Genomic DNA, 25373 nt, shown 5'->3' with positions numbered 1-25373 from the left:
ATGGCAGAAGAGATTCTGATCAACTTTACACCGATGGAAACGCGCGTCGCAGTTATCGAAAACGGCATGCCGCAGGAGATCTATGTCGAGCGCGCCAAGCGTCGCGGTATTGTCGGCAATATCTACAAGGGCAAGGTGGTGCGGGTACTGCCCGGGATGCAGGCGGCATTTGTCGATATCGGCCTTGAGCGGGCCGCGTTCATCCATGTCGACGAGGTCGTCGATCAAAACCAGGCCCCGGAGTCTCGTGGCAATCTGTCGATTTCCCAGGTGCTGAGAGAGGGGCAGTCGCTGTTGGTGCAAGTCACCAAGGATCCGATCGGAACCAAGGGCGCGCGGCTGACCACACATCTGTCTATCCCCTCCCGTTATCTGGTATTGATGCCGGGTAGCTCCCATATCGGCGTTTCGCAGCGCATAGAGGATCAGGAGGAGCGCGAACGGCTGCGTACGCTGATTCAGAAACTCACCACCGGCGATGACCAGGACGCGCCTGAGCATGGATTTATCCTGCGTACCGTGGCTGAGCAGGTCAGCGAGTCCGAGCTGGGGGCGGATATCCAGTTCCTGATCCGTCTTTGGGATTCTATACAGGGCCGGATTGCCAAGGCGGTGGCGCCGGCTGCAGTTTACGAAGACCTGCCTTTGAACATGCGCGCACTGCGCGATATGGCTCACGCCGGGGTTGAGCGCATACGGATCGATTCGCGTGAAACCTTCCAGAAGGCCACCGAGTTTTCTCACTCGCTGGTGCCGGAGATAGAGGCGAAGCTGGAGTATTACCCGGGCGAGCGCCCCATCTTCGATCTGTTCAATGTGGAAGAGGAGATTCAGAAGGCACTGGGCCGCAAGGTGGAACTCAAGTCCGGCGGCTACCTGATCTTCGACCAAACCGAAGCGATGACCACGGTGGACGTGAATACCGGCGCGTTTGTCGGTCACCGCAATCTCGAGGAGACGATCTTCAAGACCAACCTTGAAGCCGCCACCGCGATAGGGCGGCAACTGCGCCTGCGTAACCTGGGCGGCATCATCATTATCGATTTTATCGATATGGAGGATGTGGACCACCAGCGTCAGGTGTTGCGTACCCTTGAGCGGGTGTTGGAGAAGGATTATGCCAAGTGCAAGGTCACCGGCGTTTCCGAACTGGGGTTGGTCGAGATGACCCGCAAGCGTACCCGTGAGAGCCTGGAGCAGGTGCTCTGCGAGCCTTGTCAGCAGTGCGAGGGGCGTGGATCAATCCGCACCCCGGAAACGGTATGTTACGAAATCTTCCGTGAAATCCTGCGTCAGCATCGTGCCTACGATACTGACTCCTACCTGGTACTGGCCAATCAGCGGGTGGTCGATTACCTGCTCGATGATGCCTCCGACCATGTGGCTGAGCTCGAGGTCTTCATCGGCAAGACGATCCGTTTCCAGGTCGAGCCGATGTATAACCCCGAACACTTCGATGTTGTTCTGCGCTAAGGATCGCGTCCGTTATGCTCAAGGCATCGGTTAAGCACCTTAGCTGGTGGAGCTTGATGCTGGCGATGCTGCTTGGTCTCGCCATTCTGGCGCTGCGCCTGGGGCTGCCGAAAGTGGCTGACTACCGTAGCGAGATTGCCGAGTATCTCGGCGAATCACTGGGGGTCAATCTCGATATCACCACACTCGACGCGCGCTGGGAGGGGTACTATCCAGCGCTCAGCGTGGGCGGGCTGAGGGTGATCAGCGCCGGTGAGCAGGGGCCCGAAGTGCGCCTGAGTATCGAAACTATCGACGTGCAGCTCGACCCCTGGCGCTCGTTGCTGCGCTGGCAGCCGATTTTCGAGCGATTGGAGTTGAGTGCTGCTGACGGCTTCTGGCAACAACGTGACGGCCAGTGGCTGCACCGGCCCGGAGTCGGCGCCGACAGCAGCGGTATGTCGGAGCGGGGGTGGCGCCGTCTGCTCGGTCTGATCCTCAGTCAGCCGAAAGTGGGTATTCGCGACTCCCGCTTGATGATGATCCCTGATGTAGGCAGCGCCCGCCAGCTGGAGTCGATCGATGCGGTACTGGAAAATGTCGATTCGCGGCACCAGCTGAGTGGCCAATCGCGCCTGGCGGGGCTCAGTGAGGATACCCGGCTGCAGTTCGCGATACAGTTCGAAGGCACGCCTGAGGATCCGTTACGCGGAGACTATCCCTTCTACCTCAAACTCGACTCCTTGGGACCCGAGCTGTTCAACCTGGTCGATATCGAGTTGCCGTTGATCCGGTTGCGTGCCGGTACCGAGTTCTGGGGGCGCTGGCATGACGGAGCCTTGCAGTCACTCAATGGAGCGCTGGCCATCGGCGAGCTGGACTACGGCGTTGCACCGAATCGGGTTGTGCTGAGTAACAGCTATCTCGATTTTGCGTTATTGCCCAAGTCGGACGGCTATCAGCTGCAGCTGAACAATATACACCTCAATACCGAAGGCGCTGAGCTGGTATTGCCGCAGGTGCTGCTGGAGAGCGCCGGGTGGCAGCAACCGTTCCGGTTGCAACGGTTGGCGATGCCGGAGCTGGAGCTTGCAGCACTGACCGACTGGTTGCTGCATCAGGCGGCATTGCCGGAAGCCGCAATTGCGCTGGCAAGCGAGCTGCAGCCGAGCGGACGGTTGCAGAACCTGGTGATCGAATGGCCCGCAAACGGCGACTGGCGCGATTTTGAACTGCGTGCGGATGCCGATGAGCTTGCCGTACAGGCCTATTACGGAGCGCCCGCCGCTTCCGGGGTGTCCGGTCTATTGCAGGCGAACATCAGCGGTGGTGCGGTGCACCTGGATTCGGACCGCTTTGATCTTCACTTCCCCAAGCTCTACCCCCAGGGGTGGGCGTTTAACCGGGCCGACGGCATTGTACGCTGGGAGCTGAGCCCGGAGGCGGCACTTATCCACAGCGAACTGCTGCATCTCAAGGATGCGAGTGTCAGCGCCGCTGGCCGCTTCAGTATCGATATCCCCTACGATCGTGAACAGCAGACGGAGCTCACCCTGCAGATCGGTATCACCGATGGAGATGCGACCCGTGCACAGAGTTTTACGCCTGGGCATGAGGTGGGTGAAGGCTTGTATCGTTGGTTGGGCGACGCCATCCAGGCAGGACATATTCGCCAGGCCGGACTTTTGCTGCACGGTGGTACGCGTAGTCTAGAATCGAGACAGCCGCCGGTGGTGCAGTTGTTTTTCGATATCGGTCAAGCGCAGCTGAAATTTGATCCGGACTGGCCGAGTATCGATGACGCTGATTTTTTCCTCTATATCCATAACGGTGACCTGCGGGTCGATATTCGTCACGCGACACTGCTGGATACGACGATAACCTCGGGCTGGGCCTATAAACCGCTGCACGATCCCCGCTTGGCGGTGATAGCGGAGCTCGACGGACCGGCGAAGGATCTGGAGCAGGTACTGCGCTCAAAGCCACTGCAGTCGGTCGGTGATGCGCTGGGTGACTGGCATTTCGACGGCGCGATGAAAACCGGTTTGCGGCTGGAGATTCCGGTGCAGACCGGTACTGGCGCCAAACTGAATGTTGTAGCGAACGGCAGGCTAAGCGACGGCAGACTCGAATCGCAGGCGGCGCGGCTGAGTCTGTCGCAACTTAGCGGGACATTGGCTTATACCTCCTCTGCTGGTCTCAGCAGTGGCAAGCTGGAGGGGAAAATTTTCGACCAGTCGATCAGTGGCCGGATCGCAACCAACAAGGGCGTTACCCGGGTTGATATGCAGGGGCGGCTGCCCATTGAGACAGCGCAGGGTTGGACCGAAATCGACCAGTTGAGCCTGATGAGCGGTACCCTGAACTACTCGGCGGCGCTATCACTCTGTAGCGGCCAGGCCGATTGCGCCAGTCAGCTGGAGATCTATTCCGATCTGCAAGGGGTGGCTGTGGATCTGCCCGCACCCTTGCATCTGTCCGCCGATCAGCCGGGCGAGCTGAAACTGCACTTGGCGCTGGATACTCAGCAGCTCGATTTCAGTTATCGTCAGGCGTTGAAGGGGCGTTTTGACCTGACTGATCCTAGCCTGCGCGGTACCCTGCACCTGGGGGAGGGTGCAGCCGTATTCAGGCCGGGCGCGGGGTTGTATGTGGACGGTTCCCTGGTGCAGCTGGATGCAAGTGAGTTGATGTCGCTGCTGGATCGCCTTGCGGTGGCACAGGCCCAGGCTGGATCTGAGTCGGAAGGGAAAGCTGTTCAGCCCCTGCAGGAGGTCGATCTGTGGGTAGACCGTTTACTGGTCGGCGGAAACGTACTTAATCAGTTGCACGCGATCGTGAAGCCTGGATCCGCCGGTTGGGCGGTGCATCTGGAAGGGCAGGAGGTTGTCGGGGATGTACGGATTCCCGATGCCGAACAGCCGATCGAGATCAAGCTGTCCCGCCTGTCGTTGGGCCAGTCGCAAACCGACGACTCTGCGTCCGACCTCGCTGTCGAAGAGGGCAATAACAGTCAGTTGTTGTCACCCGCGTCGATGACAGCGGCCGATATCGAGATCGATAAGCTCCTGTTCAGGGGCCGTGACTGGGGCCGTTGGAAGGCTAATCTGCGCCCTGAAGGGCAGCGTCTGCGCGTACAGAATATCGATGCCCAGCTCGCTCAGTTCAGCCTCAAGGGCGAGCTTAACTGGTTGGGCGGTGCGCATCCTCATACCGGCTTGACGTTAAAGATACAGGGCAGGGATATCGGGCGTCAGCTGGAACAGTGGCAGATGGACAAGGCGATCGAAAGTGAAGCCTTGAGTTCGGACCTGCAACTGGATTGGCCTGGAGCCCCCTGGTCGATCAGCCTCGCCAATCTGGATGGTGCGTTTGAGTTCCAGTTCAAGGATGGTCGCCTGATCGAGTCCGGTAACAGTGCCAACCTGCTCCGGGTCTTCGGCATACTCAATTTCAACACCCTGGGGCGTCGGCTTAAACTTGATTTTTCCGACCTGTTCCAGAAAGGGGTCGCCTTTGATCGGCTTGAGGGGCGCTATCGCATCGCAAAGGGTATTGCATCCACACTGGATCCGCTGGTGATGGAGGGGCCTTCGGCTAACCTGAAAGCGACGGGCTCGCTGAATCTGATCGATGAGACGGTGGATAAGGAGATGGAGGTGGTGTTGCCTCTGGCCAGTAACGTGCCGTTTGCTGCAGTACTGCTGGGGGCGCCCCAGGTCGCCGGCGCCGTTTTCCTGATCGACAAGCTGATTGGCGATAAGCTGGAGCGGGTGACTACGTTGAAATACCACATCTCCGGGGACTGGAGCGAGCCTCAGGTTGAGCTGCAGACCTCGAATGCGCAGAACAGGAAGGATTCGCCATGACCGGTCCGAAGGTTGAAAAGATGAGCAACAAGATCGCTGCGATTCAGATGGTCTCGACCAAGGACGTAGCGGTCAATCTGGATCAGGCGGCCAGGCTTATCGCCGCTGCGGCGATGCAGGGCGCAAGCTTGGCCGTGTTGCCGGAAAATTTCGCGTTGATCGAGAGTGGTCAGATTCGGGAGCTTGCGGAAGAGGAGTTGGCCGAGGGACGCCTGTCCGGCTGGCTGTCGGCCCAGGCCCGCAAGCATGGCATCTGGCTGGTGGCGGGCAGTTCACCGGCACTGATACGGCCCGACGGCTCCAAAATCGACGATGGCAGGGTGCGCAGCCGCCTGCTGGTCGTCGACGAGAAGGGCGAGATTGTGGCCAGCTATGACAAGCGTCACCTGTTTGATGTGGACGTTGGCGATGCGCTTGCGAGCTACCGTGAATCGGCGCGTTTTGAGCCGGGCGGTGATGAGGTGGTGGTTGTCGATTCGCCCGTCGGCCGTATCGGTCTGAGCATCTGTTACGACCTGCGTTTTCCCGGCCACTATCAGCGTCTGCGTGATTTGGGGGCGGATGTACTGCTGGTTCCGGCGGCGTTTACCAAGGTTACCGGTGAAGCGCATTGGGAGATACTGCTCAGGGCGCGGGCAATCGAGACTCAGTGTTACTGTGTCGGGGCGGGCCAGGGGGGGGTACACAGCCCTAGGCGGCAGACCTGGGGACATTCGATGATCGTGGATCCCTGGGGCGAGGTGCTAGGTTGCCAGGATCAGGGGGAAGGGGTGGTGTTGGCCGAAGTGGATCTGGACAAGCTCAAGCGCCTGCGCGCCGAGATGCCGGTATGGCAGCATCGGCGCGACAGTTGGGCGTAGCCAGCGGAGTTGAATCCCGGCCGGCAAGCAGGTATCAAGCCTGCTCGCTGACCTCACGCAGGTAACGGAAGAGTTTACGCGCCTGAGCCGGAGGTTTGCCCTCCTTGCGCTCCTTCTGAGCGTTACGCACCAGTTGGCGCAGGTGCTGTATATCGGCGCTCGGATGTTTATCGATATAGCTCTGCAGCTCGTCATTGCTACCGTCGATCAAGCGCTCACGCCACTGTTCCAGCGCGTGAAAATGCTGGTTGTGGGCAGCTGAGGCAGAGTCGAAGCGCTCGATAACGGCGCGAATGGCCTCCGCGTCGGCGGTACGCATCAGCTTGCCGATAAATTGAAGCTGGCGTTTCCGGGCGCCATGCGAGGTGATGCGGCGCATCTCGGCGACGGCGTTCGCCAGACGCTCGTCCATCGGCACCTGTGCCTGCTGATCCGGGTTCAGTTCGGTGATGCGCTTACCCAACTCCTGCAGCGCTTCCATATCCCGCTTGACCTGGCTGCGGCTCGGCCCCAGCTCCTCATCGGGATCGAGTCCCGTGTCGTGCTCAAATTCACTCATCGTATTAACCGTAAAACAGGGTCGCCAGACCCAGAAATGCAAAGAAACCGACCACATCGGTTATGGTCGTCAGTAGTACGCTGCCTGCCAGTGCTGGGTCTATGCCGGCGCTCTTCAGGATCATCGGCAGCAAGGTGCCGGCCATGGCGCCGGCCAGCAGGTTTATTACGATCGCCAGCGCGATGACGATACCGACCGTCAGGTCGCTGAACCAGATCACGGCAACGGCGGCAACGATCAGGGCCCATAGTGTACCGTTCAGGACGCCTGAGATCAGCTCACGATTGAATAGCCAGCCGATATTGCTGCGCTCGATCTGTCCTAGCGCCTGACCGCGGATCACCAGTGTCAGCGTCTGGCTGCCGGCGATCCCGCCCATAGAGGCGACGATCGGCATCAGCACCGCTAATGCAACCACCTGCTCCAGGGTATCTTCAAACAGGCCGATAACCGCCGAGGCGATAAACGCGGTGATCAGATTGATGCCGAGCCAGACCGCCCGTCTGCGGGTGGTGCGTAGCGCCGGTGCAAAGGTGTCTTCGTCCTCGTCGAGACCGGCCATACTCATCAGCGAGTGGTCGGCATCTTCACGGATTACGTCGACCACATCGTCGATGGTGACGCGGCCGAGCAGCTTACCCTGTTCGTCCACCACCGGTGCTGATACCAGGTCCTGATCCTCGAACAAACGTGCCACTTCCTGTGCTGGCTTGTCCGCTGGAATCGGCGCCAGGTCGGTCTGCATGATCTCGCGAACCATAACCTGAGGGTCAGCTGTCAGCAGACGGCTCAAGGGTAAAATGCCGATGAAGGAGTCTTTGCGGCTGACTACAAACAGGCTGTCGGTGGATTGTGGAAGCTCCGTGTGCCGACGCAGGTAGCGTAATACCGTTTCGATATTGATGTCCGGTCGTACAGTTACGGCATCCGTATTCATCAAGCCGCCGGCCGTATCTTCCGGGTAGGAGAGCAGCTTTTCGACTCGCTTGCGGTTCTGCTTGTCCATGATGCGCAGCAGCTCTTTCATCACCGTTTCGGGCAGCTGCTGCAGTATGTCGGCCATGTCGTCCGAGTCGAGCCCTTCGGTCACCACCAGTAGCTCATTGGCATCCATGCGACTGAGAATATCGGCCTGGAGATCGTCGCCCAGATGCTGAAGGATCTTGCCCTCGTTCTCCTGGTTGAGCAGATTCCACAGCAGCTCACGCTCCTTTGGCGGCGTTTTTTCCAGCAGCTTGGCGGCTTCGACCGGCCGTAATCCCTTGTTCAACATATACCTGAGCTGGCGGATCTCGCTCTTGTCGAGCGCGCTGCCAAGCATGTCGAGACGGCTTTGTTTGTCCTGCTGAGAACTCATGCGCGATCACTCAAGGAGGAGGTGGCCGGATGTAACGAAAAGTATAGCGGTGAGATCGAGGCGCGAGCCCTATTCCGGCTCGTCGAAGCGGTTGTTGATCAGAGTCTCGATGGCGGTCATCGCTTCCTCTTCATCGTCACCGCTGATGCGAAAGATCAAATCCGTGCCCTTGGAGGCGGCCAACATCATCACCGCCATGATGCTTTTACCGTCGACGACCCGCCCCTGCTTGTCGATTTTGATCTCGCTGGAGTAGTGGCCGGTGGTGTTGATCAACTTGGCTGCGGCCCGTGCGTGCAGGCCGAGTTTATTGATTATTGTCAGCTGCTTCTCGATCATCGGCTTCCTTGGGGCGAGCGAGGGGCGATCAGGTCAGTTCGCGGTGGCGAACATGGACATTATCCATAAGTTGACTGAAATGACCAGCCAATTGCTCGGCGATGTAGACCGAGCGATGTTGCCCGCCGGTACAGCCGATTCCGATGGTCACGTAGCTCCGATTATTGCGCTGGAAGTGCGGGATCCAACGCTCCAGGAAGTCACGGATATCGGCGATCATGTCATCGACCTCGGGTGATCTCTGCAGAAATTCGATCACCTCCGTTTCGCGGCCGGTGAACTGGCGTAGCTCCGGTACCCAGTAGGGGTTGGGTAGCATTCTGACATCGAAGGTAAAATCCACATCCAGGGGTACACCGTGCTTGAATCCGAAGGACTCGAACTGCAGCGACAGGGTTTGTTCGCTACGTTGCGCGATACGCAATTTAATCGTGTCGCGCAGCTCATAGAGGCTCAGTCGGGTGGTATCGACACGGATATCGGCGAGGCTGGCGATCCCTTCGAGCAGGATGCGTTCATAGCCTATCGCTTCTTGCAGGCCCGCCTGGCTGTCTGACAGCGGGTGTTTGCGCCGGGTAGCGCTATAACGTTTGATCAGCGTCGGTTCGGCGGCGTCCAGGTAGAGGATTTCGCAGCTGAGATCATCGCGCGCCGACAGGGAGGTGATGATGCCGGGAAACGCATGCAGATTGCTGACCAGGTTGCGGGCGTCAATACTCACCGCCAGCTGGTCCGGGTGCTCGGGGTCACCGAGCATCTGTTCGATCAGCTCGGGCAGCAGGCGGGCCGGCAGGTTGTCGATACAGTAGAAGCCGACATCCTCCAGTGCCTGCAGTGCGGTACTCTTGCCTGAGCCGGAGCGGCCGCTGATCACGACCAGTTTCATCAGGCCCTCTGCGCGTCGGCCAGTTGCTGAATGGTCTGGAACAGTTGCGGAGACTGTTCGCACGCGCGAAGCTGTTCCCTGACCTCGCTCTGGCTGAACAGTTCAGCAAGACCTGCCAGGGTCTGCAGATGCTCTTCGGCACCATCTTCCGGCACCAGCAATACGCAGAGCAGATCGACGGGGCGGTTGTCGATTGCGTCGAAGTCTATTGGAGTGGCCAGTGTCATCAGCAGTGCCATAGCGTGCTGGCAATCTGGAAGACGACAGTGGGGAATCGCAACGCCATCACCGATGCCGGTGCTGCCAAGGCGCTCGCGGTTGAGCAGGCCGCTGAAGATCTGTTCGGCGGCGGGAGTACCGGACTGGCCAGCGAGGGTGTCGCTGGCCAGTTCCAGAGCTCGTTTCTTACTGACGATATCGGCGTGACAGAGAGTGCACGATTCGGTCAGAAGTTCGGTCAAGTTCATTATGTATGACAGGAGCTTTCAGTTTTATTTGTGAGCCTTCATCTTTTCCTTGTGCTTGATGATCTGGCGATCAAGCTTGTCGATCAGTCCATCGATTGCGGCATACATGTCATCGTGTTCATGGGTGGCAAAGATCTGTCCACCGGCGATATGCACGTCGGCTTCAGCTTGTTGACGCTGCTTCTCAACGCTGAGGGTCACCTGGGCATTGGTGATGTTGTCAAAATGGCGCTCAAGCTTGTCAAACTTTGAGCGGACATAGTCGTTAAGCGCTTCAGTCAGTTCGACATGATGGCCAGTAATGTTGATCTGCATACGTTCTCTCCTCGTCGTTGCACGCTTTTATATCGTGCTTCTCCACTTCAATTAAACCAGACGCTTGCGCTCATTAGAAGGCGGAATCGCTAACGCCTCGCGATATTTGGCAATCGTGCGCCGTGCGACGTTGATTCCTTGTTCATCCAGAAGCTGAGCGATCTTGTTGTCGCTAAGCGGCTTCGCCGGATTTTCGGCCGAAACCAGTTTCTTGATCAGGGCGCGAATGGCGGTTGAGGACGCCGCGCCGCCATCCGAGGTGCTGACATGGCTCGAGAAAAAGTACTTAAGTTCGAAGATGCCGCGCGGCGTGTGCATGTATTTCTGTGTGGTGACACGAGAGATGGTCGACTCATGCATCCCCACCGCTTCGGCGATGTCATGCAGGACCATCGGTTTCATCGCCTCTTCACCCTGTTCGAGAAACTCCGACTGGCGACCGACGATCTCGGTGGCTACCTTGAGCAGCGTTTCGTTGCGGCTTAGCAGGCTTTTCAGGAACCAGCGCGCCTCCTGCAGATGATTCTTCAGAAAGCTGTTGTCGGCGCTGTTGTCGGCGCGACGGATCAGGTCGGCATACTGGGTGTTGATCCGCAGGCGGGGGGCGGCGTCGGGGTTCAGGTTGACAACCCACTCATCCTTGATTTTGGCGACCACCACGTCGGGTATCACATACTCGGACTGGCTGGACGTGATCATGGCGCCCGGCTTCGGATTCAGTGTTTGGATCAGGCGGATGATCTCCTGCAGCGCCTCCTCCTTGACTCGCATCCGGCGCAGCAGTGTCTTGTAGTCGTGGTTGCCCAGCAGTTGCAGGTGATCCTCTACCAGTTTAAGTGCTTCTCCGATCCAGGGGGTGTCGGCCGGCAGCTGGCGCAGCTGGATCGCCAGGCATTCGCTCAGGTTGCGCGCCGCAACACCGGGCGGGTCGAACTGCTGAACCCGGTGCAACACCGCCTCGATCTCATCCAGTTCGCTGTCGGCGAACTCTTGCGGATATTGTTGGCTGAACTGTTCAAGCAACTCTTCGGTGCTGATCGTCAGGTAGCCATCGGGTTCGATGCCGTCGATGATCGACTCGGCGACAAGGCGGTCGCTGTCACTCATCGGTGTCAGGTTGAGTTGCCAGAGCAGGTGGTCCTGCAGTGTCTCGTCGCGGGTGTCGTTGTCGCCCGGCTCCCAGTCATCATCCCTGGATGAGGTACCGCTGGTGGGGGCTGCCTGAAACGTATCGTCCCATGAGCTGTCGGTGGTCAGCTCAGAGGGGATGTCGTCGCTCCAGCTGTCCTCAGCGCTATCCTCGTACGATGCTTCCTCTGCGGCGCTTTCGGCGCTTTCGGCGGTCTCATCGTTGCTGCGAGGAGGTTCCTGGTCGGCGTTCTGATCGCCGTCATCGCCGGGAAGATCTGCATCCTCTTCGCTGACTTCGAGCAGCGGGTTACTCTCCAGTGCCTGCTGGATCTCCTGCTGCAGATCCAGTGTCGACAGCTGTAACAGACGTATCGCCTGCTGCAGCTGGGGCGTCATGGTGAGTTGCTGACCGATTTTTAGCTGTAAGGATTGCTTCATATACGCGATATGCCGTTACTTGGATCGGATGTTGTGGCTTTCAGCATCAGAGTTTGAACTGTTCGCCGAGGTAAGCCCTTCGTACCTGTTGGTTTGCCAGTATCTCTTCTGGTCCTCCCTGAGCCAGTATGCCCCCATCACTAACAATATAGGCGCGCTGACAGATATCCAGCGTTTCGCGCACATTATGGTCCGTGATCAAAACGCCTATCCCTCTGTCCTGCAGATGGCGCACTGTCTGCTTGATATCGCCCACCGAGATTGGATCGACACCGGCAAAGGGCTCATCAAGCAGGATGAATGCAGGCTCTGTTGCCAGCGCTCTGGCGATCTCCACCCGGCGTCTTTCGCCCCCCGACAGTGACATGCCGAGGTTACGCGCCAGGTGGGTGATGTGGAACTCCTCCAGCAGCTCGTTAACCCGTTGTTCCCGCTGCTGTTTAGTCAGGTCCTTTCGGGTTTCCAAGATCGCCATCAGGTTGTCGTGAACGCTCAGCTTGCGAAAGATCGATGCCTCTTGGGGCAGATAGCCTATGCCACGACGCGCCCGGCCATGCATGGCCAGGCGGGTAATATCGTCTTCGTTTATGCGTATCTGGCCATGATCTGCTTTGATCAGGCCGACGATCATGTAGAAACAGGTGGTTTTGCCGGCGCCATTTGGGCCAAGAAGGCCAACCACCTCACCGCTGCTGATTGCTATTGATACATCACGAACTACCTGGCGTCCTTTGTAGCTCTTGGCCAAGTGTAGTGCTTCTAGCTGCATCATGACTATTGCGCGTTCCTGCTACTCTTGGGCTGAATCACCATCTTCACGCGCTGATCGCCATCTTCACTGCCATAGGCATCGACTATCGCCTTGTCCATATTGTAAACGATGCGCTCCCCGGTGAAGGTGTCCTGGCCCTGTTCAACTTTGGCTTGCTCATTGATGGTGACCGTTTGAGCGCTGATTCTGTACTCCATGCGCAGGCCGTAGGCATGCGTGACCGGCTCGTCGGCCTTGGGCTGCTGTTCAAACTGCGCCGGTTTGCCGATGGCGACAATGCGATCGACATCACCATCACCTGAGCGATAAAGCTCGATACGGTCGCCACGAATCTTCATCGAACCCTGGGATATTTCGACCCGGCCGCTGTAAACGGTAACGCCGGTTTTTTCATTGATGCTGGCGCTATCAGCGCTGATATTGATCGGTTCGGAGCGATCTTCGGGGAGTGCCAGAACGGAGGGAGCGGCACTGCTCAGTGCCAGGCAGCAGAGGGTGGCTTGAAGCAAGCGTTTAGCGCGCATTGTATCTACCCTGTACATTTGAAAGCAGCTCTATCCTTCGTTGATCGAAATAGACCTCGAGCCCAACCGTATCTGTTCGCTCGCCGTCGCGAACCAATGTTGCCGGCTCATCGGTGCGGGCCAGGTTCTGTGGCGGGAAGATCGTCAGGCTGCTGGTGGTCAGGATTCCTGCGGGTCCGGACTGCGGATTATGGTGAACCTCTACACTACCTGCAAGCTGAATCTGACTCTGGTCGTCGACAATCCAGCCCTCATTGGCGCGCATTTTGTATATCCCCCCGTCACCTGTTGGCATCAGGGTTTGTGGCTGGCGCAACTCGCTGCGTGAGCGCTGAGGGTAGTGGTTGAGTTCCGGGGCGCTCCACTCGCGCGCACGCGCGCCGTCGGTTGACCAGTACACGGTTTCGGCATCGCGCATGAAAAAGTCGATGCTGCCGCTGTCCTCCCGGGTGCCTCCCGGCTGTTGTGGCACGGTGTCGCCGGAAAAACCCCAGTAGACCAATACCGGGGTGACTATCGCTAGCGCTATGAGCAGGCGAATACGTGCGCTGCTGAACACCTACAGATACTCCTTGAGCAGGTCGTCCAGTTTGCCTTGGGCGGCGAGCACCAGTTCGCACAGCTCGCGTCCTGCACCCATGCCGCCTGCGGTTTGGGCGATCCAGTCGGCATGCTCACGCACAAACCAGTGTCCGTTAGGCACCGTGGCGCCGAACCCTGCCCGGCGGATAGCCGCAAGGTCGGGCAGGTCGTCTCCGATGTAGGCGGTACTTTCGGCGTCGAATCCGGTCTCGTGCCAGAGCTCTTCCAGGGCAATCAGCTTGTCTTCGCGTCCTTGACGCAGGTAGTTGATGCCCAGTGCCTCGGCGCGGATCTCCACCTGAGGTGAACGGCGACCGGTGATGATGGCACTTTTGATGCCGCCCTTATGCAGCAGTTTAATGCCCAGGCCGTCGAGGATACTGAATGACTTGATCTCGCGGCCATCCGCAAGGAAGTTGAGCTGCCCGGTATTGAGAATACCGTCGACGTCGAACACCACCAGGCGGATCTTGCGCAGGCTGTCGAGCTGGGATTGACTCAGGTCGTTCAGCATCAGATCACCCCCGCCTTGAGCATGTCGTGCATATTCAGCGCACCCACCGGGTGTTTGTCGGCGTTTACCACCACCAGGGCGTTGATTTTCCGACTCTGCATGATCTGCAGTGCTTCCGCTGCCAGTATGCCGGGCTGAACGGTGGTGCAATTGGTTGTCATCACGTCACTGATTCGGGTTTGCTTGAGGTCCACCTCCTGGTCGAGGGTGCGGCGCAGGTCACCATCGGTGAAGATGCCGAGTAGTGCGCTGTTGCTGTCGATGACAGCGGTCATGCCCAGGTGTTTGCGTGTCATCTCCAGCAGGGCATCGCGTACCGATGTCTCGGCACCGACCACCGGAATGGCGTCGCCGGTATGCATGATGTCGTCCACCTTCAGCAACAGGCGTCGGCCGAGCGCGCCTCCCGGGTGCGAGAACGCGAAGTCTTCGGCACTGAAGCCGCGCGCTTCCAGCAGCGCGATCGCCAGGGCATCACCGAGCACCAGTTGCGCCGTGGTGCTGGAGGTCGGTGCCAGGCCCAGTGGGCAGGCTTCACGATCCACCGGTATGTGCAGGCTGACGTCTGCGGCTTTCGACAGGGTGGAGTCCGGACGTGCGGTGATGCTGATCAGTGGTGCCTGCATGCGCTTGATCAGCGGCAGGATGGTGACGACTTCAGCGGTTTCTCCGGAGTTGGACAGCGCCAGTACCAGATCGTCGGGCGTGATCATGCCCAGATCGCCGTGGCTGGCCTCTCCGGGGTGAACGAAGAAGGAGGGCGTGCCTGTGCTGGCGAGGGTCGCGGCTATCTTGTTGCCGATATGTCCGGACTTGCCCATCCCGGTGACGATCACCCGTCCTCGGCAGTTGAGCATCAGCTCACAGGCGTGGCTGAAACGCTGATCGAGATGTTTCAGCAGATTCTGCACCGCATCCAGTTCCAGCTCGATGGTGCGGCTACCGGTGCGGAGAAAATCGAAGTCGGTCATGAGTGGTGGTATCTCTGAACAGTCGGTTGCTGGTAATTAAGGTGGGAAGTGTACAACACAGGGCTGGTTGGGCCCAGCAGGCGGCGGGCAGGAAAGCGGGAAATGGCGGCATGAAGTTCACGTTTTAGCCGGGGAGTGATATATTGCTGCGCTCTGAAATTAGTCTGCGATGCATGCGCGCCGCGCAGAAGGAACTGAGTGTGAGGCCTCTCGGGCAGCTATGGAGCCACTGAGCGATATAATCATCGACATACGCGGCATGAGCTTTAGTCGCGGTTCACGCACCATTTTCGACGACATCAGTATCCGGGTCCCGCGCGGTAAGGTGACGGCGATCATGGGGCCGTCGGGTACCGGCAAAACTACGCTGCTGAAGTTGATTGGTGGCCAGCTGAAGCCCGATAGCGGACAGATTCTGCTGGAGCAGGATGATATCCCAAAGCTGGGTCGGCGAGAGCTGTTCCTGGCCCGTGAGCGTATGGGGATGCTGTTCCAGAGCGGTGCATTGTTTACCGATATGAGCGTGTTCGAAAACGTGGCCTTTCCGCTGCGGGTGCATACCGACCTGACCGGCGACATGATTCGCGACATCGTGTTGATGAAGCTGCAGGCGGTGGGATTGCGCGGTGCGGCGCGGTTGATGCCGAGCGAGCTGTCCGGCGGTATGGCCAGGCGCGTGGCCCTGGCCAGGGCGATCGCGCTGGATCCCGATATCGTTATGTACGATGAGCCGTTCACCGGTCAGGATCCGATCGCGATGGGAGTGCTGGTCAACCTGATCCGGCGCCTCAATCAGGCATTGGGTCATACCAGTATCATCGTCTCGCACGATATCAAAGAGACGCTGAGTATCGCGGATTATGTCTATATGGTGGCCGACGGACACGTGATCGCACAGGGATCTCCGGATGAACTCGCCGCCGTCGACTCTGAGCAGGTGCGTCAGTTTATGCAGGGGCTGCCGGATGGTCCGGTTCCCTTCCACTATCCGGCGCCGGATTTGATGCAGGATCTGTTACAGGAAACCCCCTAAATGCTGGATTGGATACAGACGCTGGGCGAAAGCGCCCTGTCGCGGCTGGCGGCGTTTGGACGCGCCGGACAGCTGTTGATGCAGTCGTTGATCGCGCGGCCAGCGCCATTCACCATGTTTCCACTGCTGGTGCAACAACTCTATTTTGTTGGCGTCCTGTCATTGGTGATCATTGTGGTCTCTGGCGGATTTATCGGCATGGTGCTGGGGCTGCAGGGCTACACGATACTGGTCGATTACGGCTCGGAGCAGGCGGTGGGTCAGATGGTTGCACTGAGCCTGGTGCGTGAGCTGGCGCCGGTGGTGACCGCGCTGCTGTTTGCCGGGCGCGCAGGTTCTGCGTTGACCGCCGAGATCGGTCTGATGAAAGCCACCGAGCAGCTCGCCAGCCTGGAGATGATCGGGGTCGATCCATTGCGGCGCGTCATCGCACCAAGATTTTGGGCCGGTTTCATCTCCCTGCCGATCCTGACCGTGATCTTTTCGGTTGTGGGGGTATGGGGTGGTGCGATTGTTGCTGTTGATTGGTTGGGTATCTACGACGGTTCCTTTTGGGCCAACATGCAGCATTCGGTAGATTTTTACGAGGATGTCCTCAACGGCATCATTAAATCGATCGTATTCGGTGCTGTTGTAACCTGGATTGCGGTGTTCGAAGGCTATGACTGTGTGCCGACTTCGGAGGGAATCAGTCAGGCAACGACGCGTACCGTAGTGTTCTCATCGCTGGCAGTGCTGGGGTTGGACTTCATTCTGACAGCGTTAATGTTTGGAGAGTTGTAATAATGCGCATGCGTACAATGGAGATCGGCGTGGGCTTTCTGATGCTGGCAGGAGCTGTGGCATTGGTGGTACTGGCGCTGAATATCAGCGGATTGAGTCTGGCCGATCAGAGTGGTGGTTACCGGGTATACGCACGGTTTGAGAACATCGGCGGTTTGACGACACGTGCCAAGGTGGCGATGTCCGGCGTGCAGATAGGTGAGGTGACCGCGATCAGGCTGGATCCGAAGTTTCTAGTCGCCGAGGTCGAGATGCGAATTCGCGACGATGTGGACTATCTAAGCACCGATAGTTCGGCTCAGATCCTGACCTCCGGTCTGCTGGGCGAGCAGTACATCGGCATCACCCCCGGGGCCGAAGATGAAAACCTCATGGACGGCGATCGAATCCAGGATACCCAGTCGGCCCTCGTGCTTGAGGACCTGATCGGTAAGTTCCTGTTTAACAAAGTGAGTGAGTAAGATGAACGTGCGAAATCTTGTATCGGCCGCGTTGCTCGGTTTGACTCTGCTGCTTCCCACTTTCGGTGCTCATGCCAATGCACAACCCTCCTGGCAGGAGGCGAGTGGTGTCATGGATGGTGTAACGCGTGACATGTTGGCGGTGGTTGAGAACGAGAGTCTCAAATCTCCGGACAGGCTGGAAGAGATGATGGTCGAGGTCGAACGTGTGATCGCGCCGGTGGTCGACTTCCCGTACATAGCCAAGCGGGTTATGGGCAAGTACTACCGCCAGGCTTCCGACGAGGAGCTGAGTCGTTTTTCCGAGGTGTTCAAGACTACGTTGCTGAAAACCTTTGCCAAGGCGATCGTCGGTTTCGAGTTCGAAACCTACGAGATTCAGCCGCAGCAGGCCGAGAGCCCTGAGCCGGAGAAGCAGGTGGTGACGGTCAACGTGCGTGCCGCCAATGGCAACAGCTATGGTTTGGTGTACTACATGCTGAAGCAGGGGGATCGCTGGACACTGGTCAACGTCAACGTCGATGGTGTCAATCTGCGCTTGACGTTCAAGAACCAGTTCGCCGATCTCTATCAACGCTACAACAGTGTCACCGGTGTCATCGATGGCTGGGAATCGCAGGTGTCGATCAAGGCGACGGGCGGAGAGGGCGAAAGTGACGAAGGTTGAGCAGTCCTCGCCTGGCGTCATTGCACTCAGCGGCGAACTGCTGTTTGGCACAATCATGGCCGTCCGAGCCGAGGTCGAGGCACTACTGAGTAAACAGACGGAGCGCTGCCAGCTGGATTTTAGCCAGGTCACCCGCGTCGATAGCTCGGCTTTGGCACTCTGGCTCGCCTGTTGCCGTTTGGCGGCGCGCAACAGTCTAGAGTTGAGCGCCATCAATATCCCCTCCGATCTGGACGCGATCGCCGACCTGGTCGGACTGGATGGGGCGTTACGCGACGCCTGATGCAAAGGTCGGCGCGGGTTATTCCATCGCCAGCGTCGAACCCTCCCCCCTGCTTCTCCGCTCGCTGTCGGTCCTGTGGTGGCCCGCGCTGCGGTGAAGCTGTATCATTCCCTCCCTGTCCAGAAACGAACCCATACTCTGCACTCGGAGTTGCGCATGCAAGCTGAAGAAGTGAAACAGATCATCGAGCGTGAGCTCGAGGGCTGCACCGTTTATACAGCAGGTGAAGGCTGTGATTTTCAGATCACCGCGGTCGGTGAATGCTTTGCCGGGCTTAGTCCGGTGAAAAAACAGCAACTGGTTTACGCCTGCCTGACCGAGCAGATCGCCAGCGGTGCCATCCACGCTGTTTCAATTAAGACCTTTACTCCCGAGCAGTGGGCTGCCAAGCAGTAAAACGCTCAGCTGACAGGATCGCCTGATGGATAAATTGTTAATCGAGGGGGGCGTCTCCCTGCGGGGGGAGGTGCGTATTTCCGGGGCCAAGAACTCGGCGCTGCCGATTCTGGCGGCGACGCTGTTGGCCAGCGAGCCGGTTACCATCTGTAACCTACCGCATCTGCACGATATCACTACCATGCTCGAGCTGATTCGGCGCATGGGGGTTGAATTGATGGTGGACGAAAAGCTCAGCGTCGAGATCGACCCGCGCACCATCCACGACTTTTGCGCGCCCTATGATCTGGTCAAGACCATGCGCGCATCGATCCTGGTATTGGGGCCGATGCTGGCGCACTTCGGCAGTGCCGATATCTCCCTGCCCGGTGGCTGTGCCATCGGTAGCCGTCCCGTGGATCTGCATATCCGGGGTCTCGAGGCGATGGGCGCAGATATCAAGGTCGAGAACGGCTACATTCGCGCACGCATGAATGGTCGCCTGAAAGGGGCACGGGTGTTCTTCGACACCGTGACCGTCACCGGCACCGAGAATATCCTGATGGCCGCGACCCTGGCCGAGGGGGAAACCATTATCGAGAACGCCGCGCGCGAGCCTGAGGTGGTGGACCTGGCCGAGTGCCTGATCGCAATGGGCGCCGATATCAAGGGGGCGGGCACCGATACCATCACGGTACGCGGCGTTGAGAAGCTGCATGGCTGTCGCTTCCCGGTGATGGCGGATCGCATTGAAACCGGTACCTATCTGGTCGCCGCAGCGGTCACCGGCGGCAGCGTCAAGTGCCTGAATACCCGTCCGGATACCTTCGATGCAGTGCTGCAGAAGCTGGAAGAGGCCGGTGCGACTATCGAAACCGGCGACACCTGGGTCAGCCTGGATATGGGCGGGCGCAGGCCCAAGGCGATCAGTCTGACCACGGCACCATACCCGGCCTTCCCCACCGACATGCAGGCGCAGTTTGCCGCGCTGAATACCATTGCCAGCGGTGTGGGGCGGATCAAAGAGACGATCTTCGAGAACCGCTTCATGCACATGCAGGAGATGATCCGCATGGGGGCCGATATCACCATCGACGGCAACACCGCGATTATCGAAGGGGTGGAGAAGCTGCAGGGCGCGCCGGTGATGGCAACGGATCTGCGTGCATCGGCCAGCCTGGTGATCGCCGCACTGGTCGCGGAGGGGGAGACCCTGATCGACCGTATCTACCATATCGATCGTGGTTACGAGTGTATCGAAGAGAAACTACAGTTGCTTGGTGCGCGTATTCGACGCGTACCGGGATGATTGAGCGAAGAGGCTAATGAAAGAACAGCTGACCATCGCCCTGTCGAAGGGGCGCATTCTGAAGGAGACGCTGCCGTTGCTGGCGGCGGCGAATATCGTGCCGGCGGAGGATATCTTCTCCAGCCGCAAGCTGATCTTCGATACCAACCATCCCCATATCAAGCTGGTGGTGATTCGTGCCACCGATGTGCCGACCTACGTCGAGTATGGCGGCGCCGACATGGGCGTGGCGGGCAAGGATGTGCTGATGGAGCATGGCGGTGAGGGCCTCTACGAACCGCTCGATCTGGAGATCGCCAAGTGCCGGCTGATGGTCGCTGGCATGAAGGATGCCGCCCCGGTTAAGGGACGGATGAAGGTGGCGACCAAATTCGTCAACGTGACCAAGGAGTACTTTGCCCGCCAGGGCGCCCAGGTCGATATCATCAAACTGTATGGGGCGATGGAGCTGGCGCCGATCATGGGCTTGGCGGACCGCATCGTCGATATCGTCGATACCGGCAACACGCTGAGGGCCAATGGCCTCGAGCCGATGGAGCATATTGCCGATATCAGCTCACGTTTCGTCGTCGGTCAGCCGTCGATGAAGATGAAATACCGCCAGATCCAGCCGATTCTGGATCAACTGGCCGAAGCGATCGCCGCCAAGCGCGAGGGGGCACAGGTATGAGCAAGCTGGAGATGGTACGTCTCGACAGCACTCAGGACGACTTCGCATCGCGTCTTGATGCGCTGCTGGCCTGGGAGAGTGTATCCGATACCAGGGTCAACGATATCGTCAACGAGATCATCGGGCGCATCCGTGCCGAGGGCGATGCGGCGCTGGTGGAGTATACCAATCGCTTTGACCGCATGAGTGTCGCCTCCATGGCGCAGCTGGAGATGGGCCAGGAGCGGCTTCAGCAGGCTCTGGCAGGTCTGCCCGCCGACCAGCGTGTGGCGCTGGAGAAAGCGGCCGAGCGGGTGCGCGCCTACCATGAGCGGCAGCTGGCCACCTCCTGGCAGTATACCGAGGCCGATGGCACCATGCTCGGTCAAAAGGTCACGCCGATGGACAGGGTTGGGCTCTATGTGCCGGGCGGCAAGGCGGCTTACCCCTCATCCGTGTTGATGAACGCGCTGCCGGCTCATGTAGCGGGCGTGGAAGAGATCATCATGGTGGTGCCGACGCCCGACGGCGTGGTCAATGAGCTGGTGCTGGCCGCCGCGGCGCTGGCTGGCGTTAATCGTGTGTTCACAGTTGGTGGCGCTCAGGCGGTGGCGGCGCTGGCCTATGGCACCGAAACCGTGCCTCGTGTGGATAAGATCGTTGGTCCTGGCAATATCTTCGTGGCCACTGCCAAGCGTGCCGTATTCGGCGCGGTCGGCATCGATATGATCGCCGGGCCCTCGGAGATCCTGGTGATCTGCGACGGTGAAACCGACCCGGACTGGGTGGCGATGGATCTGTTTTCCCAGGCCGAGCACGACGAAGATGCACAACCGATTCTGGTATCACCGGATGCAGAGTTCATCGACCGGGTGCAGGCCAGCATCGAGAAGCTGCTGCCGACTATGGAGCGGGCCGAGATTATCGAAGCGTCGCTGCGCAACCGCGCCATCCTGATCAAGGCGCAGGACCTCAGCGATGCGGCCCGTATCAGTAATCGCGTGGCGCCGGAGCATCTTGAGCTTTCGGTGGCCGACCCGCAGGCGATGCTCGGCGAGATTCGTCATGCCGGCGCGATCTTTATGGGACGCTACACGGCCGAAGCGCTCGGTGACTACTGTGCCGGACCGAACCACGTACTGCCGACCTCGGGTACCGCCAGATTCTCCTCGCCGCTGGGGGTGTATGATTTCCAGAAGCGTTCGTCGCTGATCATGTTCTCGGACGAGGGTGCATCGGAGATGGGCAAGGTGGCGTCGGTGTTGGCGCGTGGCGAGGGCTTGACCGCTCACGCGCGATCCGCTGAGTACCGGATCAAGTCCTGATCCGGTCAGTTGAAATGGCTAAAGGCATGCTCTCGGGCATGCCTTTTCTTTTGCATGTTCGTCAATTGACATTGGTGGGACGCTCGATGGTGGTGACCACCACGTCCTGCTGTGTGCCGTCGCGGAAGATGGTGAAGCGGGCTTTCTCTCCCGGCTTCAGTCGGGCGATGGTGTTCATTGTGGTATGGCCATCGTCGGTGATCGGCACATCGTCGAGTGCCAACAAAATATCACCCGGCTGCAGTCCCGCCGCATGGGCCGGACTGTCTCTGTAGATACCGGCGATGATCAGGCCGTGTTGGTCGGCAGTGAGTCCAAAGGACTCTGCCAGGCTCGGATTCAGTGGTTGTGCTTCGACCCCGACCCAGCCACGCACAACCCGGCCGCGTTCGATCAGATCCTCCAATACCTGCTTGACCAGATCCGCGGGTATGGCAAAACCTATCCCTTCTGAGCCGCCTGACTTGCTGAAAATTGCGGTATTGATGCCAACCAGATTGCCGTTGGGGTCGATCAGTGCACCGCCCGAGTTACCCGGGTTGATCGCCGCATCGGTCTGAATGAAATCCTCGTACGTGTTCAGGCCCAGGCTGTTGCGGTCGGTGGCGCTGATGATGCCCTGGGTCACGGTCTGGCCGACGCCAAAGGGGTTGCCGATCGCCAGCACGACGTCGCCAACACGCAGCGTTTCACTCGGCGCCAGTGTAATATCGGGCAGATCGCTCAGGTTGATCTTCAGTACCGCGATATCGGTTTCCGGGTCGGTACCCACAGTTTTGGCCACCGCCTCGCGGCCATCGCGCAGCGCGACGACTATTGAATCGGCACCGGCGATGACATGGTTGTTGGTGACGACGTAGCCCTGCGGGTTGATGATAACCCCTGAACCCAGGCTGGAGTGGACCCGCTCTTGTGTCGGCGGCGTCTCCGAGTTGAAATAGTGCTTATAGAGCGGGTCATTGCCGATAGGGTTGCCTTCGCTATCGACCAGCGTGCGAGTATAGATGTTGACCACCGCAGGCGCCGCAAGGTCGACGGCGTCGGCGTAGCTGAACGGGCCTTGTACACTGTTACCTGCGTTGCGGGCCTGGCGAATCTCGACCCTGGGGCTGTTCTGCAACAGCTGAGGGTAGAGCTGCAGTATCAGTGCCGCTGCGAGAATGCCCGCGATGATAGGCCAGCCGAGAAATGAAAGTATTCGCATAGGTCGATTGTGCAAAAGCAGGATCACTACCAAAAGCAAAGATTATACGGATAGTTGTTGAGTAATGGGAAACTCTGATGACAGATAATAGTGGCGTCGAGATCGGGCGTATCGTGAGTTATTGCGACCAACTGCTGCAGGCTGGTCGCTTCAAGGACTACTGTCCAAACGGTTTGCAGGTCGAGGGCCGGACCCATGTGCAGCGGATATTGACCGGCGTAACCGCCTGTCAGGCGCTGCTGGATGAGGCGGTGGCCTGGCAAGCCGACCTGCTGCTGGTTCACCATGGTTACTTCTGGAAAGGGGAGGCCGCAGCGGTCACCGGTATAAAGCAGCGGCGACTGAAAACCCTGCTCTGCGCCGATATCAACCTGCTCGCCTACCATCTGCCGCTGGATGCGCATCCGGAGTACGGCAACAACGCCCGGCTGGCCAAGTTGCTGGGTATCGAGGTCCAGGGTGGGCTGGAGCCCGAGAATCCCTTGAGTGTGGGTAATATCGGGGTGTTGCCACAGCCGATCACGCTGGATCTGTTCAGCGAGCGGGTGGCGGGTGCGCTGGGCAGGGAGCCCCAGGTGATCAGTGGCGGTGACCATCCGATACGTCATATCGCCTGGTGCACGGGGGCCGCGGATCGCATGATCGAGCAGGCAAAGGCTTTAGGAGCGGACGCTTTTCTAAGCGGCGAGATCTCGGAGCCGGTAGTGCATTTCGCCCGCGAGGCGGGGATCCATTATATCGCGGCCGGGCATCATGCCACCGAACGCTACGGGATTCAGGCGCTGGGCGCGCATGTGGCGCGCCATTTCGGTATCCAGCATCGCTTTGCCGATATCGATAATCCGGTTTGAATCGATATCGGCTGAGCGGTTCGCTGTTCAGCGCGACGCAGCGGGCGCTGCTTTTTTATCCGCTGGAACGTCGGGGGGAGGCGTCTGCTCCTCTTCGCCGTCTTCCTGTGCAGCTTTGAGGCCGTAGCGATCAGACAGGGTGCCCTCCTGGTCGGCGTGTTTTGGCGCATAGTCACGCGGGGGTTCCGGTAGCTCCTCCACCTCGGCATTGTCCACGGCGTCCGTCACGGTTGGGATGTCCTGCTTGTGCAGCCTTGGTTGCAGCGACGCCTGCAACGCTTCTCCCGGCTGTTCGTTGCTGCACAGCGTCTGCGCGCCCGTTGCCAGGTGTTGATGAACCCGACGGTACTGCTCGGTCAGCCCGTTGACCAGCTCCGCCGTTGTCTCAAAATGTTCGGTGACCTCGTCCTTGTACTTGTTGAGCTCCGCACGCGCGGCATCCAGTTCGCTGGCCATCTCCTGCTGGCGACTGCTGTTACTGCGCCCCAGCAGGTAACCGATGACCAGGCCGATAGCGACACCCACGAGGCTCAGGGTCCAGGCATTACTTGCTTCCACAACATCTCCTTCAAACAACGACTCTCTTCTCCCGGGTAGAATATGACAAACCGCTCTTCATGCCTATCTCCCCGCGACGCGACTTTCGTCCCGCGCGCGCTCCAGCTGCGCTGACAGCGTGTCGACCTGGGAGTGGATCAGTTCCCGGGCCATACTGGCGTTACCGGCCGCTATGGCATCGCACAGCGCCTGGTGCTGGTTGATGATCAGATCCCGTTCCGGGTAGCGGAAGACCACCATGTTGCTGACCGGCTGCAGCCCCTCGATAACCGCATGCATCAGCAGGCTAAGCAGGCGGTTGCCTGCAGCATCGGCAAGTGCGCGGTGGAATTCGACATCAGCCAGACAGAACTGCTCGGGTTGGTCGCACAGCCCTTTTTGCGCTGCGAGCGCGGCCTTCAGACGCCGCAGATCGTCCGCGCTGCGGTTTTCCGCTGCCAGCGTGGCGCAGAGTTGCTCCAACTCGAGTCGGCACTGGACGATCTCCTCCAGCGACAGGCTATTGAGACCGACCAGCAGGCGTGTTGCGCTGGAGAGCCCTTCGCCGAGCTCGCTGATATCCGGGCGATTGATGAAGGTGCCACCGGTTGGGCCGCGACGTGAGCGCACCAGGTTCTGCGCCGCCAGCCGTTTAAGGGCTTCACGTATGGTGGGGCGAGAGACCTGAAAGCGTTTTGCCAGCTCCTCTTCGGTGGGCAGGCGGTCATCGGCGTTGAGCGTGCCGTCGGCGATGGCCGCGCGTATCTGGTCGGCGATCTGCCGTGGCAGGTTCTGTTGACTGACGGGATTGAACTCCACGTATCTGCTCCGCAGGAAACTGAGGGTGGACCGCTTCTGGT

The 25373-nt window shown here is 59.2% G+C and carries 28 protein-coding genes; 13 read left to right on the top strand and 15 right to left on the bottom strand.

Annotation, left to right across the window (positions count from 1 at the left end; genetic code table 11):
• Genes rng through IEX40_RS03480 form a run of 3 tightly spaced genes read left to right on the top strand, consistent with a single transcriptional unit; the run spans position 1 to position 6181 of the window.
• Positions 1-1473: a ribonuclease G gene (gene rng / locus IEX40_RS03490; RefSeq protein ID WP_188745689.1), complete on the top strand. Its 1473-nt coding sequence runs from the start codon at positions 1-3 to the stop codon at positions 1471-1473.
• 14 nt (positions 1474-1487) lie between these two features.
• Positions 1488-5321, top strand: coding sequence for a YhdP family protein (locus IEX40_RS03485; protein WP_188745688.1), 3834 nt, complete (start codon positions 1488-1490; stop codon positions 5319-5321).
• Complete coding sequence (locus IEX40_RS03480) at positions 5318-6181, top strand: carbon-nitrogen hydrolase family protein (RefSeq protein ID WP_229680533.1); 864 nt, start codon at positions 5318-5320, stop codon at positions 6179-6181. The genes IEX40_RS03485 and IEX40_RS03480 overlap by 4 nt, the downstream gene beginning before the upstream one ends.
• Before the next feature lie 34 nt (positions 6182-6215).
• On the opposite strand, the gene yjgA is transcribed toward IEX40_RS03480, so the two are convergent.
• From yjgA to IEX40_RS03420, 12 genes are all read right to left on the bottom strand, one after another.
• Positions 6216-6740 (bottom strand): ribosome biogenesis factor YjgA, encoded by a 525-nt coding sequence (gene yjgA / locus IEX40_RS03475; protein ID WP_188745687.1) that lies wholly within the window; start codon positions 6738-6740, stop codon positions 6216-6218.
• A gap of 4 nt (positions 6741-6744) precedes the next feature.
• Positions 6745-8097, bottom strand: a complete 1353-nt coding sequence (gene mgtE / locus IEX40_RS03470; RefSeq protein ID WP_188745686.1) for a magnesium transporter — start codon at positions 8095-8097, stop codon at positions 6745-6747.
• Positions 8098-8166: 69 nt separating this feature from the next.
• Positions 8167-8436 carry an HPr family phosphocarrier protein gene (locus IEX40_RS03465; RefSeq protein WP_188745685.1) on the bottom strand — a complete coding sequence of 90 codons (270 nt, stop codon included), beginning with the start codon at positions 8434-8436 and terminating at the stop codon, positions 8167-8169.
• Positions 8437-8464: 28 nt separating this feature from the next.
• Complete coding sequence (gene rapZ, locus IEX40_RS03460) at positions 8465-9322, bottom strand: RNase adapter RapZ (protein WP_188745684.1); 858 nt, start codon at positions 9320-9322, stop codon at positions 8465-8467.
• Positions 9322-9789, bottom strand: coding sequence for a PTS sugar transporter subunit IIA (locus IEX40_RS03455; protein WP_188745683.1), 468 nt, complete (start codon positions 9787-9789; stop codon positions 9322-9324). Before IEX40_RS03455 ends, rapZ begins: the two co-directional genes overlap by 1 nt.
• A gap of 24 nt (positions 9790-9813) precedes the next feature.
• Positions 9814-10104: a ribosome hibernation promoting factor gene (hpf, locus tag IEX40_RS03450; protein WP_036189264.1), complete on the bottom strand. Its 291-nt coding sequence runs from the start codon at positions 10102-10104 to the stop codon at positions 9814-9816.
• A gap of 51 nt (positions 10105-10155) precedes the next feature.
• Positions 10156-11673: an RNA polymerase factor sigma-54 gene (locus IEX40_RS03445; RefSeq protein WP_188745682.1), complete on the bottom strand. Its 1518-nt coding sequence runs from the start codon at positions 11671-11673 to the stop codon at positions 10156-10158.
• 46 nt (positions 11674-11719) lie between these two features.
• Positions 11720-12445 carry an LPS export ABC transporter ATP-binding protein gene (gene lptB, locus IEX40_RS03440; RefSeq protein WP_188745681.1) on the bottom strand — a complete coding sequence of 242 codons (726 nt, stop codon included), beginning with the start codon at positions 12443-12445 and terminating at the stop codon, positions 11720-11722.
• A gap of 2 nt (positions 12446-12447) precedes the next feature.
• Entirely contained in the window at positions 12448-12969 is a 522-nt protein-coding gene (gene lptA / locus IEX40_RS03435) for a lipopolysaccharide transport periplasmic protein LptA (protein WP_188745680.1), read from the bottom strand.
• Positions 12959-13528, bottom strand: coding sequence for an LPS export ABC transporter periplasmic protein LptC (gene lptC / locus IEX40_RS03430; protein ID WP_188745679.1), 570 nt, complete (start codon positions 13526-13528; stop codon positions 12959-12961). The genes lptA and lptC overlap by 11 nt, the downstream gene beginning before the upstream one ends.
• Entirely contained in the window at positions 13529-14065 is a 537-nt protein-coding gene (locus IEX40_RS03425) for a KdsC family phosphatase (protein ID WP_188745678.1), read from the bottom strand.
• Positions 14065-15036, bottom strand: coding sequence for a KpsF/GutQ family sugar-phosphate isomerase (locus IEX40_RS03420; RefSeq protein ID WP_188745677.1), 972 nt, complete (start codon positions 15034-15036; stop codon positions 14065-14067). The genes IEX40_RS03425 and IEX40_RS03420 overlap by 1 nt, the downstream gene beginning before the upstream one ends.
• Before the next feature lie 220 nt (positions 15037-15256).
• Between IEX40_RS03420 and IEX40_RS03415 the strand changes: the two genes are divergently transcribed.
• The 9 genes from IEX40_RS03415 (at position 15257) to hisD (ending at position 21921) form a co-directional block, all read left to right on the top strand.
• Positions 15257-16069, top strand: a complete 813-nt coding sequence (locus IEX40_RS03415; RefSeq protein WP_188745676.1) for an ATP-binding cassette domain-containing protein — start codon at positions 15257-15259, stop codon at positions 16067-16069.
• On the top strand, positions 16070-16852 hold the full coding sequence (mlaE, locus tag IEX40_RS03410) for a lipid asymmetry maintenance ABC transporter permease subunit MlaE (RefSeq protein ID WP_188745675.1): 783 nt from the start codon (positions 16070-16072) through the stop codon (positions 16850-16852). It begins immediately after the preceding gene.
• Positions 16853-16854: 2 nt separating this feature from the next.
• A complete protein-coding gene (mlaD, locus tag IEX40_RS03405; protein ID WP_188745674.1) occupies positions 16855-17313 on the top strand; it encodes an outer membrane lipid asymmetry maintenance protein MlaD in 459 nt (152 codons plus the stop codon).
• A 1-nt stretch (position 17314) separates the two neighbouring features.
• Positions 17315-17980: an MlaC/ttg2D family ABC transporter substrate-binding protein gene (locus IEX40_RS03400; RefSeq protein WP_188745673.1), complete on the top strand. Its 666-nt coding sequence runs from the start codon at positions 17315-17317 to the stop codon at positions 17978-17980.
• Positions 17967-18263: an STAS domain-containing protein gene (locus tag IEX40_RS03395; RefSeq protein ID WP_188745672.1), complete on the top strand. Its 297-nt coding sequence runs from the start codon at positions 17967-17969 to the stop codon at positions 18261-18263. Before IEX40_RS03400 ends, IEX40_RS03395 begins: the two co-directional genes overlap by 14 nt.
• A gap of 156 nt (positions 18264-18419) precedes the next feature.
• Positions 18420-18659, top strand: coding sequence for a BolA family protein (locus tag IEX40_RS03390; protein WP_188745671.1), 240 nt, complete (start codon positions 18420-18422; stop codon positions 18657-18659).
• Positions 18660-18684: 25 nt separating this feature from the next.
• Positions 18685-19947 (top strand): UDP-N-acetylglucosamine 1-carboxyvinyltransferase, encoded by a 1263-nt coding sequence (gene murA / locus IEX40_RS03385; protein WP_188745670.1) that lies wholly within the window; start codon positions 18685-18687, stop codon positions 19945-19947.
• A 16-nt stretch (positions 19948-19963) separates the two neighbouring features.
• Positions 19964-20617: an ATP phosphoribosyltransferase gene (gene hisG, locus IEX40_RS03380; RefSeq protein WP_188745669.1), complete on the top strand. Its 654-nt coding sequence runs from the start codon at positions 19964-19966 to the stop codon at positions 20615-20617.
• On the top strand, positions 20614-21921 hold the full coding sequence (gene hisD / locus IEX40_RS03375) for a histidinol dehydrogenase (RefSeq protein WP_188745668.1): 1308 nt from the start codon (positions 20614-20616) through the stop codon (positions 21919-21921). The genes hisG and hisD overlap by 4 nt, the downstream gene beginning before the upstream one ends.
• 61 nt (positions 21922-21982) lie before the next feature.
• On the opposite strand, the gene IEX40_RS03370 is transcribed toward hisD, so the two are convergent.
• A complete protein-coding gene (locus IEX40_RS03370) occupies positions 21983-23125 on the bottom strand; it encodes a trypsin-like peptidase domain-containing protein (protein WP_188745667.1) in 1143 nt (380 codons plus the stop codon).
• A 77-nt stretch (positions 23126-23202) separates the two neighbouring features.
• On the opposite strand from IEX40_RS03370, the gene IEX40_RS03365 reads away from it, so the two are divergent.
• On the top strand, positions 23203-23976 hold the full coding sequence (locus tag IEX40_RS03365; protein WP_188745666.1) for a Nif3-like dinuclear metal center hexameric protein: 774 nt from the start codon (positions 23203-23205) through the stop codon (positions 23974-23976).
• A gap of 27 nt (positions 23977-24003) precedes the next feature.
• On the opposite strand, the gene IEX40_RS03360 is transcribed toward IEX40_RS03365, so the two are convergent.
• Together IEX40_RS03360 and IEX40_RS03355 are read right to left on the bottom strand one after the other, a co-directional pair.
• Positions 24004-24534, bottom strand: a complete 531-nt coding sequence (locus IEX40_RS03360) for a Z-ring associated ZapG family protein (protein ID WP_188745665.1) — start codon at positions 24532-24534, stop codon at positions 24004-24006.
• A 63-nt stretch (positions 24535-24597) separates the two neighbouring features.
• Positions 24598-25332: a FadR/GntR family transcriptional regulator gene (locus tag IEX40_RS03355; RefSeq protein WP_229680531.1), complete on the bottom strand. Its 735-nt coding sequence runs from the start codon at positions 25330-25332 to the stop codon at positions 24598-24600.
• Between the last annotated feature and the right edge of the window lie 41 nt (positions 25333-25373).

This window comes from Marinobacterium zhoushanense (assembly GCF_014641945.1).
Classification (GTDB): domain Bacteria; phylum Pseudomonadota; class Gammaproteobacteria; order Pseudomonadales; family Balneatricaceae; genus Marinobacterium_D; species Marinobacterium_D zhoushanense.
Note: the sequence above shows the minus strand (reverse complement) of the source record. Positions and strands in the feature narration are given on the sequence as shown.

Bases quoted from the DNA above. Each gene is read 5' to 3' on its own strand.
- rng (WP_188745689.1), top strand. From the start codon at position 1: ATGGCAGAAGAGATTCTGATCAACTTTACACCGATGGAAACGCGCGTC.
- IEX40_RS03485 (WP_188745688.1), top strand. From the start codon at position 1,488: ATGCTCAAGGCATCGGTTAAGCACCTTAGCTGGTGGAGCTTGATGCTG.
- IEX40_RS03480 (WP_229680533.1), top strand. From the start codon at position 5,318: ATGACCGGTCCGAAGGTTGAAAAGATGAGCAACAAGATCGCTGCGATT.
- yjgA (WP_188745687.1), bottom strand. From the start codon at position 6,740: ATGAGTGAATTTGAGCACGACACGGGACTCGATCCCGATGAGGAGCTG.
- mgtE (WP_188745686.1), bottom strand. From the start codon at position 8,097: ATGAGTTCTCAGCAGGACAAACAAAGCCGTCTCGACATGCTTGGCAGC.
- IEX40_RS03465 (WP_188745685.1), bottom strand. From the start codon at position 8,436: ATGATCGAGAAGCAGCTGACAATAATCAATAAACTCGGCCTGCACGCA.
- rapZ (WP_188745684.1), bottom strand. From the start codon at position 9,322: ATGAAACTGGTCGTGATCAGCGGCCGCTCCGGCTCAGGCAAGAGTACC.
- IEX40_RS03455 (WP_188745683.1), bottom strand. From the start codon at position 9,789: ATGAACTTGACCGAACTTCTGACCGAATCGTGCACTCTCTGTCACGCC.
- hpf (WP_036189264.1), bottom strand. From the start codon at position 10,104: ATGCAGATCAACATTACTGGCCATCATGTCGAACTGACTGAAGCGCTT.
- IEX40_RS03445 (WP_188745682.1), bottom strand. From the start codon at position 11,673: ATGAAGCAATCCTTACAGCTAAAAATCGGTCAGCAACTCACCATGACG.
- lptB (WP_188745681.1), bottom strand. From the start codon at position 12,445: ATGATGCAGCTAGAAGCACTACACTTGGCCAAGAGCTACAAAGGACGC.
- lptA (WP_188745680.1), bottom strand. From the start codon at position 12,969: ATGCGCGCTAAACGCTTGCTTCAAGCCACCCTCTGCTGCCTGGCACTG.
- IEX40_RS03425 (WP_188745678.1), bottom strand. From the start codon at position 14,065: ATGCTGAACGACCTGAGTCAATCCCAGCTCGACAGCCTGCGCAAGATC.
- IEX40_RS03420 (WP_188745677.1), bottom strand. From the start codon at position 15,036: ATGACCGACTTCGATTTTCTCCGCACCGGTAGCCGCACCATCGAGCTG.
- IEX40_RS03415 (WP_188745676.1), top strand. From the start codon at position 15,257: ATGGAGCCACTGAGCGATATAATCATCGACATACGCGGCATGAGCTTT.
- mlaE (WP_188745675.1), top strand. From the start codon at position 16,070: ATGCTGGATTGGATACAGACGCTGGGCGAAAGCGCCCTGTCGCGGCTG.
- mlaD (WP_188745674.1), top strand. From the start codon at position 16,855: ATGCGCATGCGTACAATGGAGATCGGCGTGGGCTTTCTGATGCTGGCA.
- IEX40_RS03400 (WP_188745673.1), top strand. From the start codon at position 17,315: ATGAACGTGCGAAATCTTGTATCGGCCGCGTTGCTCGGTTTGACTCTG.
- IEX40_RS03390 (WP_188745671.1), top strand. From the start codon at position 18,420: ATGCAAGCTGAAGAAGTGAAACAGATCATCGAGCGTGAGCTCGAGGGC.
- murA (WP_188745670.1), top strand. From the start codon at position 18,685: ATGGATAAATTGTTAATCGAGGGGGGCGTCTCCCTGCGGGGGGAGGTG.
- hisG (WP_188745669.1), top strand. From the start codon at position 19,964: ATGAAAGAACAGCTGACCATCGCCCTGTCGAAGGGGCGCATTCTGAAG.
- hisD (WP_188745668.1), top strand. From the start codon at position 20,614: ATGAGCAAGCTGGAGATGGTACGTCTCGACAGCACTCAGGACGACTTC.
- IEX40_RS03370 (WP_188745667.1), bottom strand. From the start codon at position 23,125: ATGCGAATACTTTCATTTCTCGGCTGGCCTATCATCGCGGGCATTCTC.
- IEX40_RS03365 (WP_188745666.1), top strand. From the start codon at position 23,203: ATGACAGATAATAGTGGCGTCGAGATCGGGCGTATCGTGAGTTATTGC.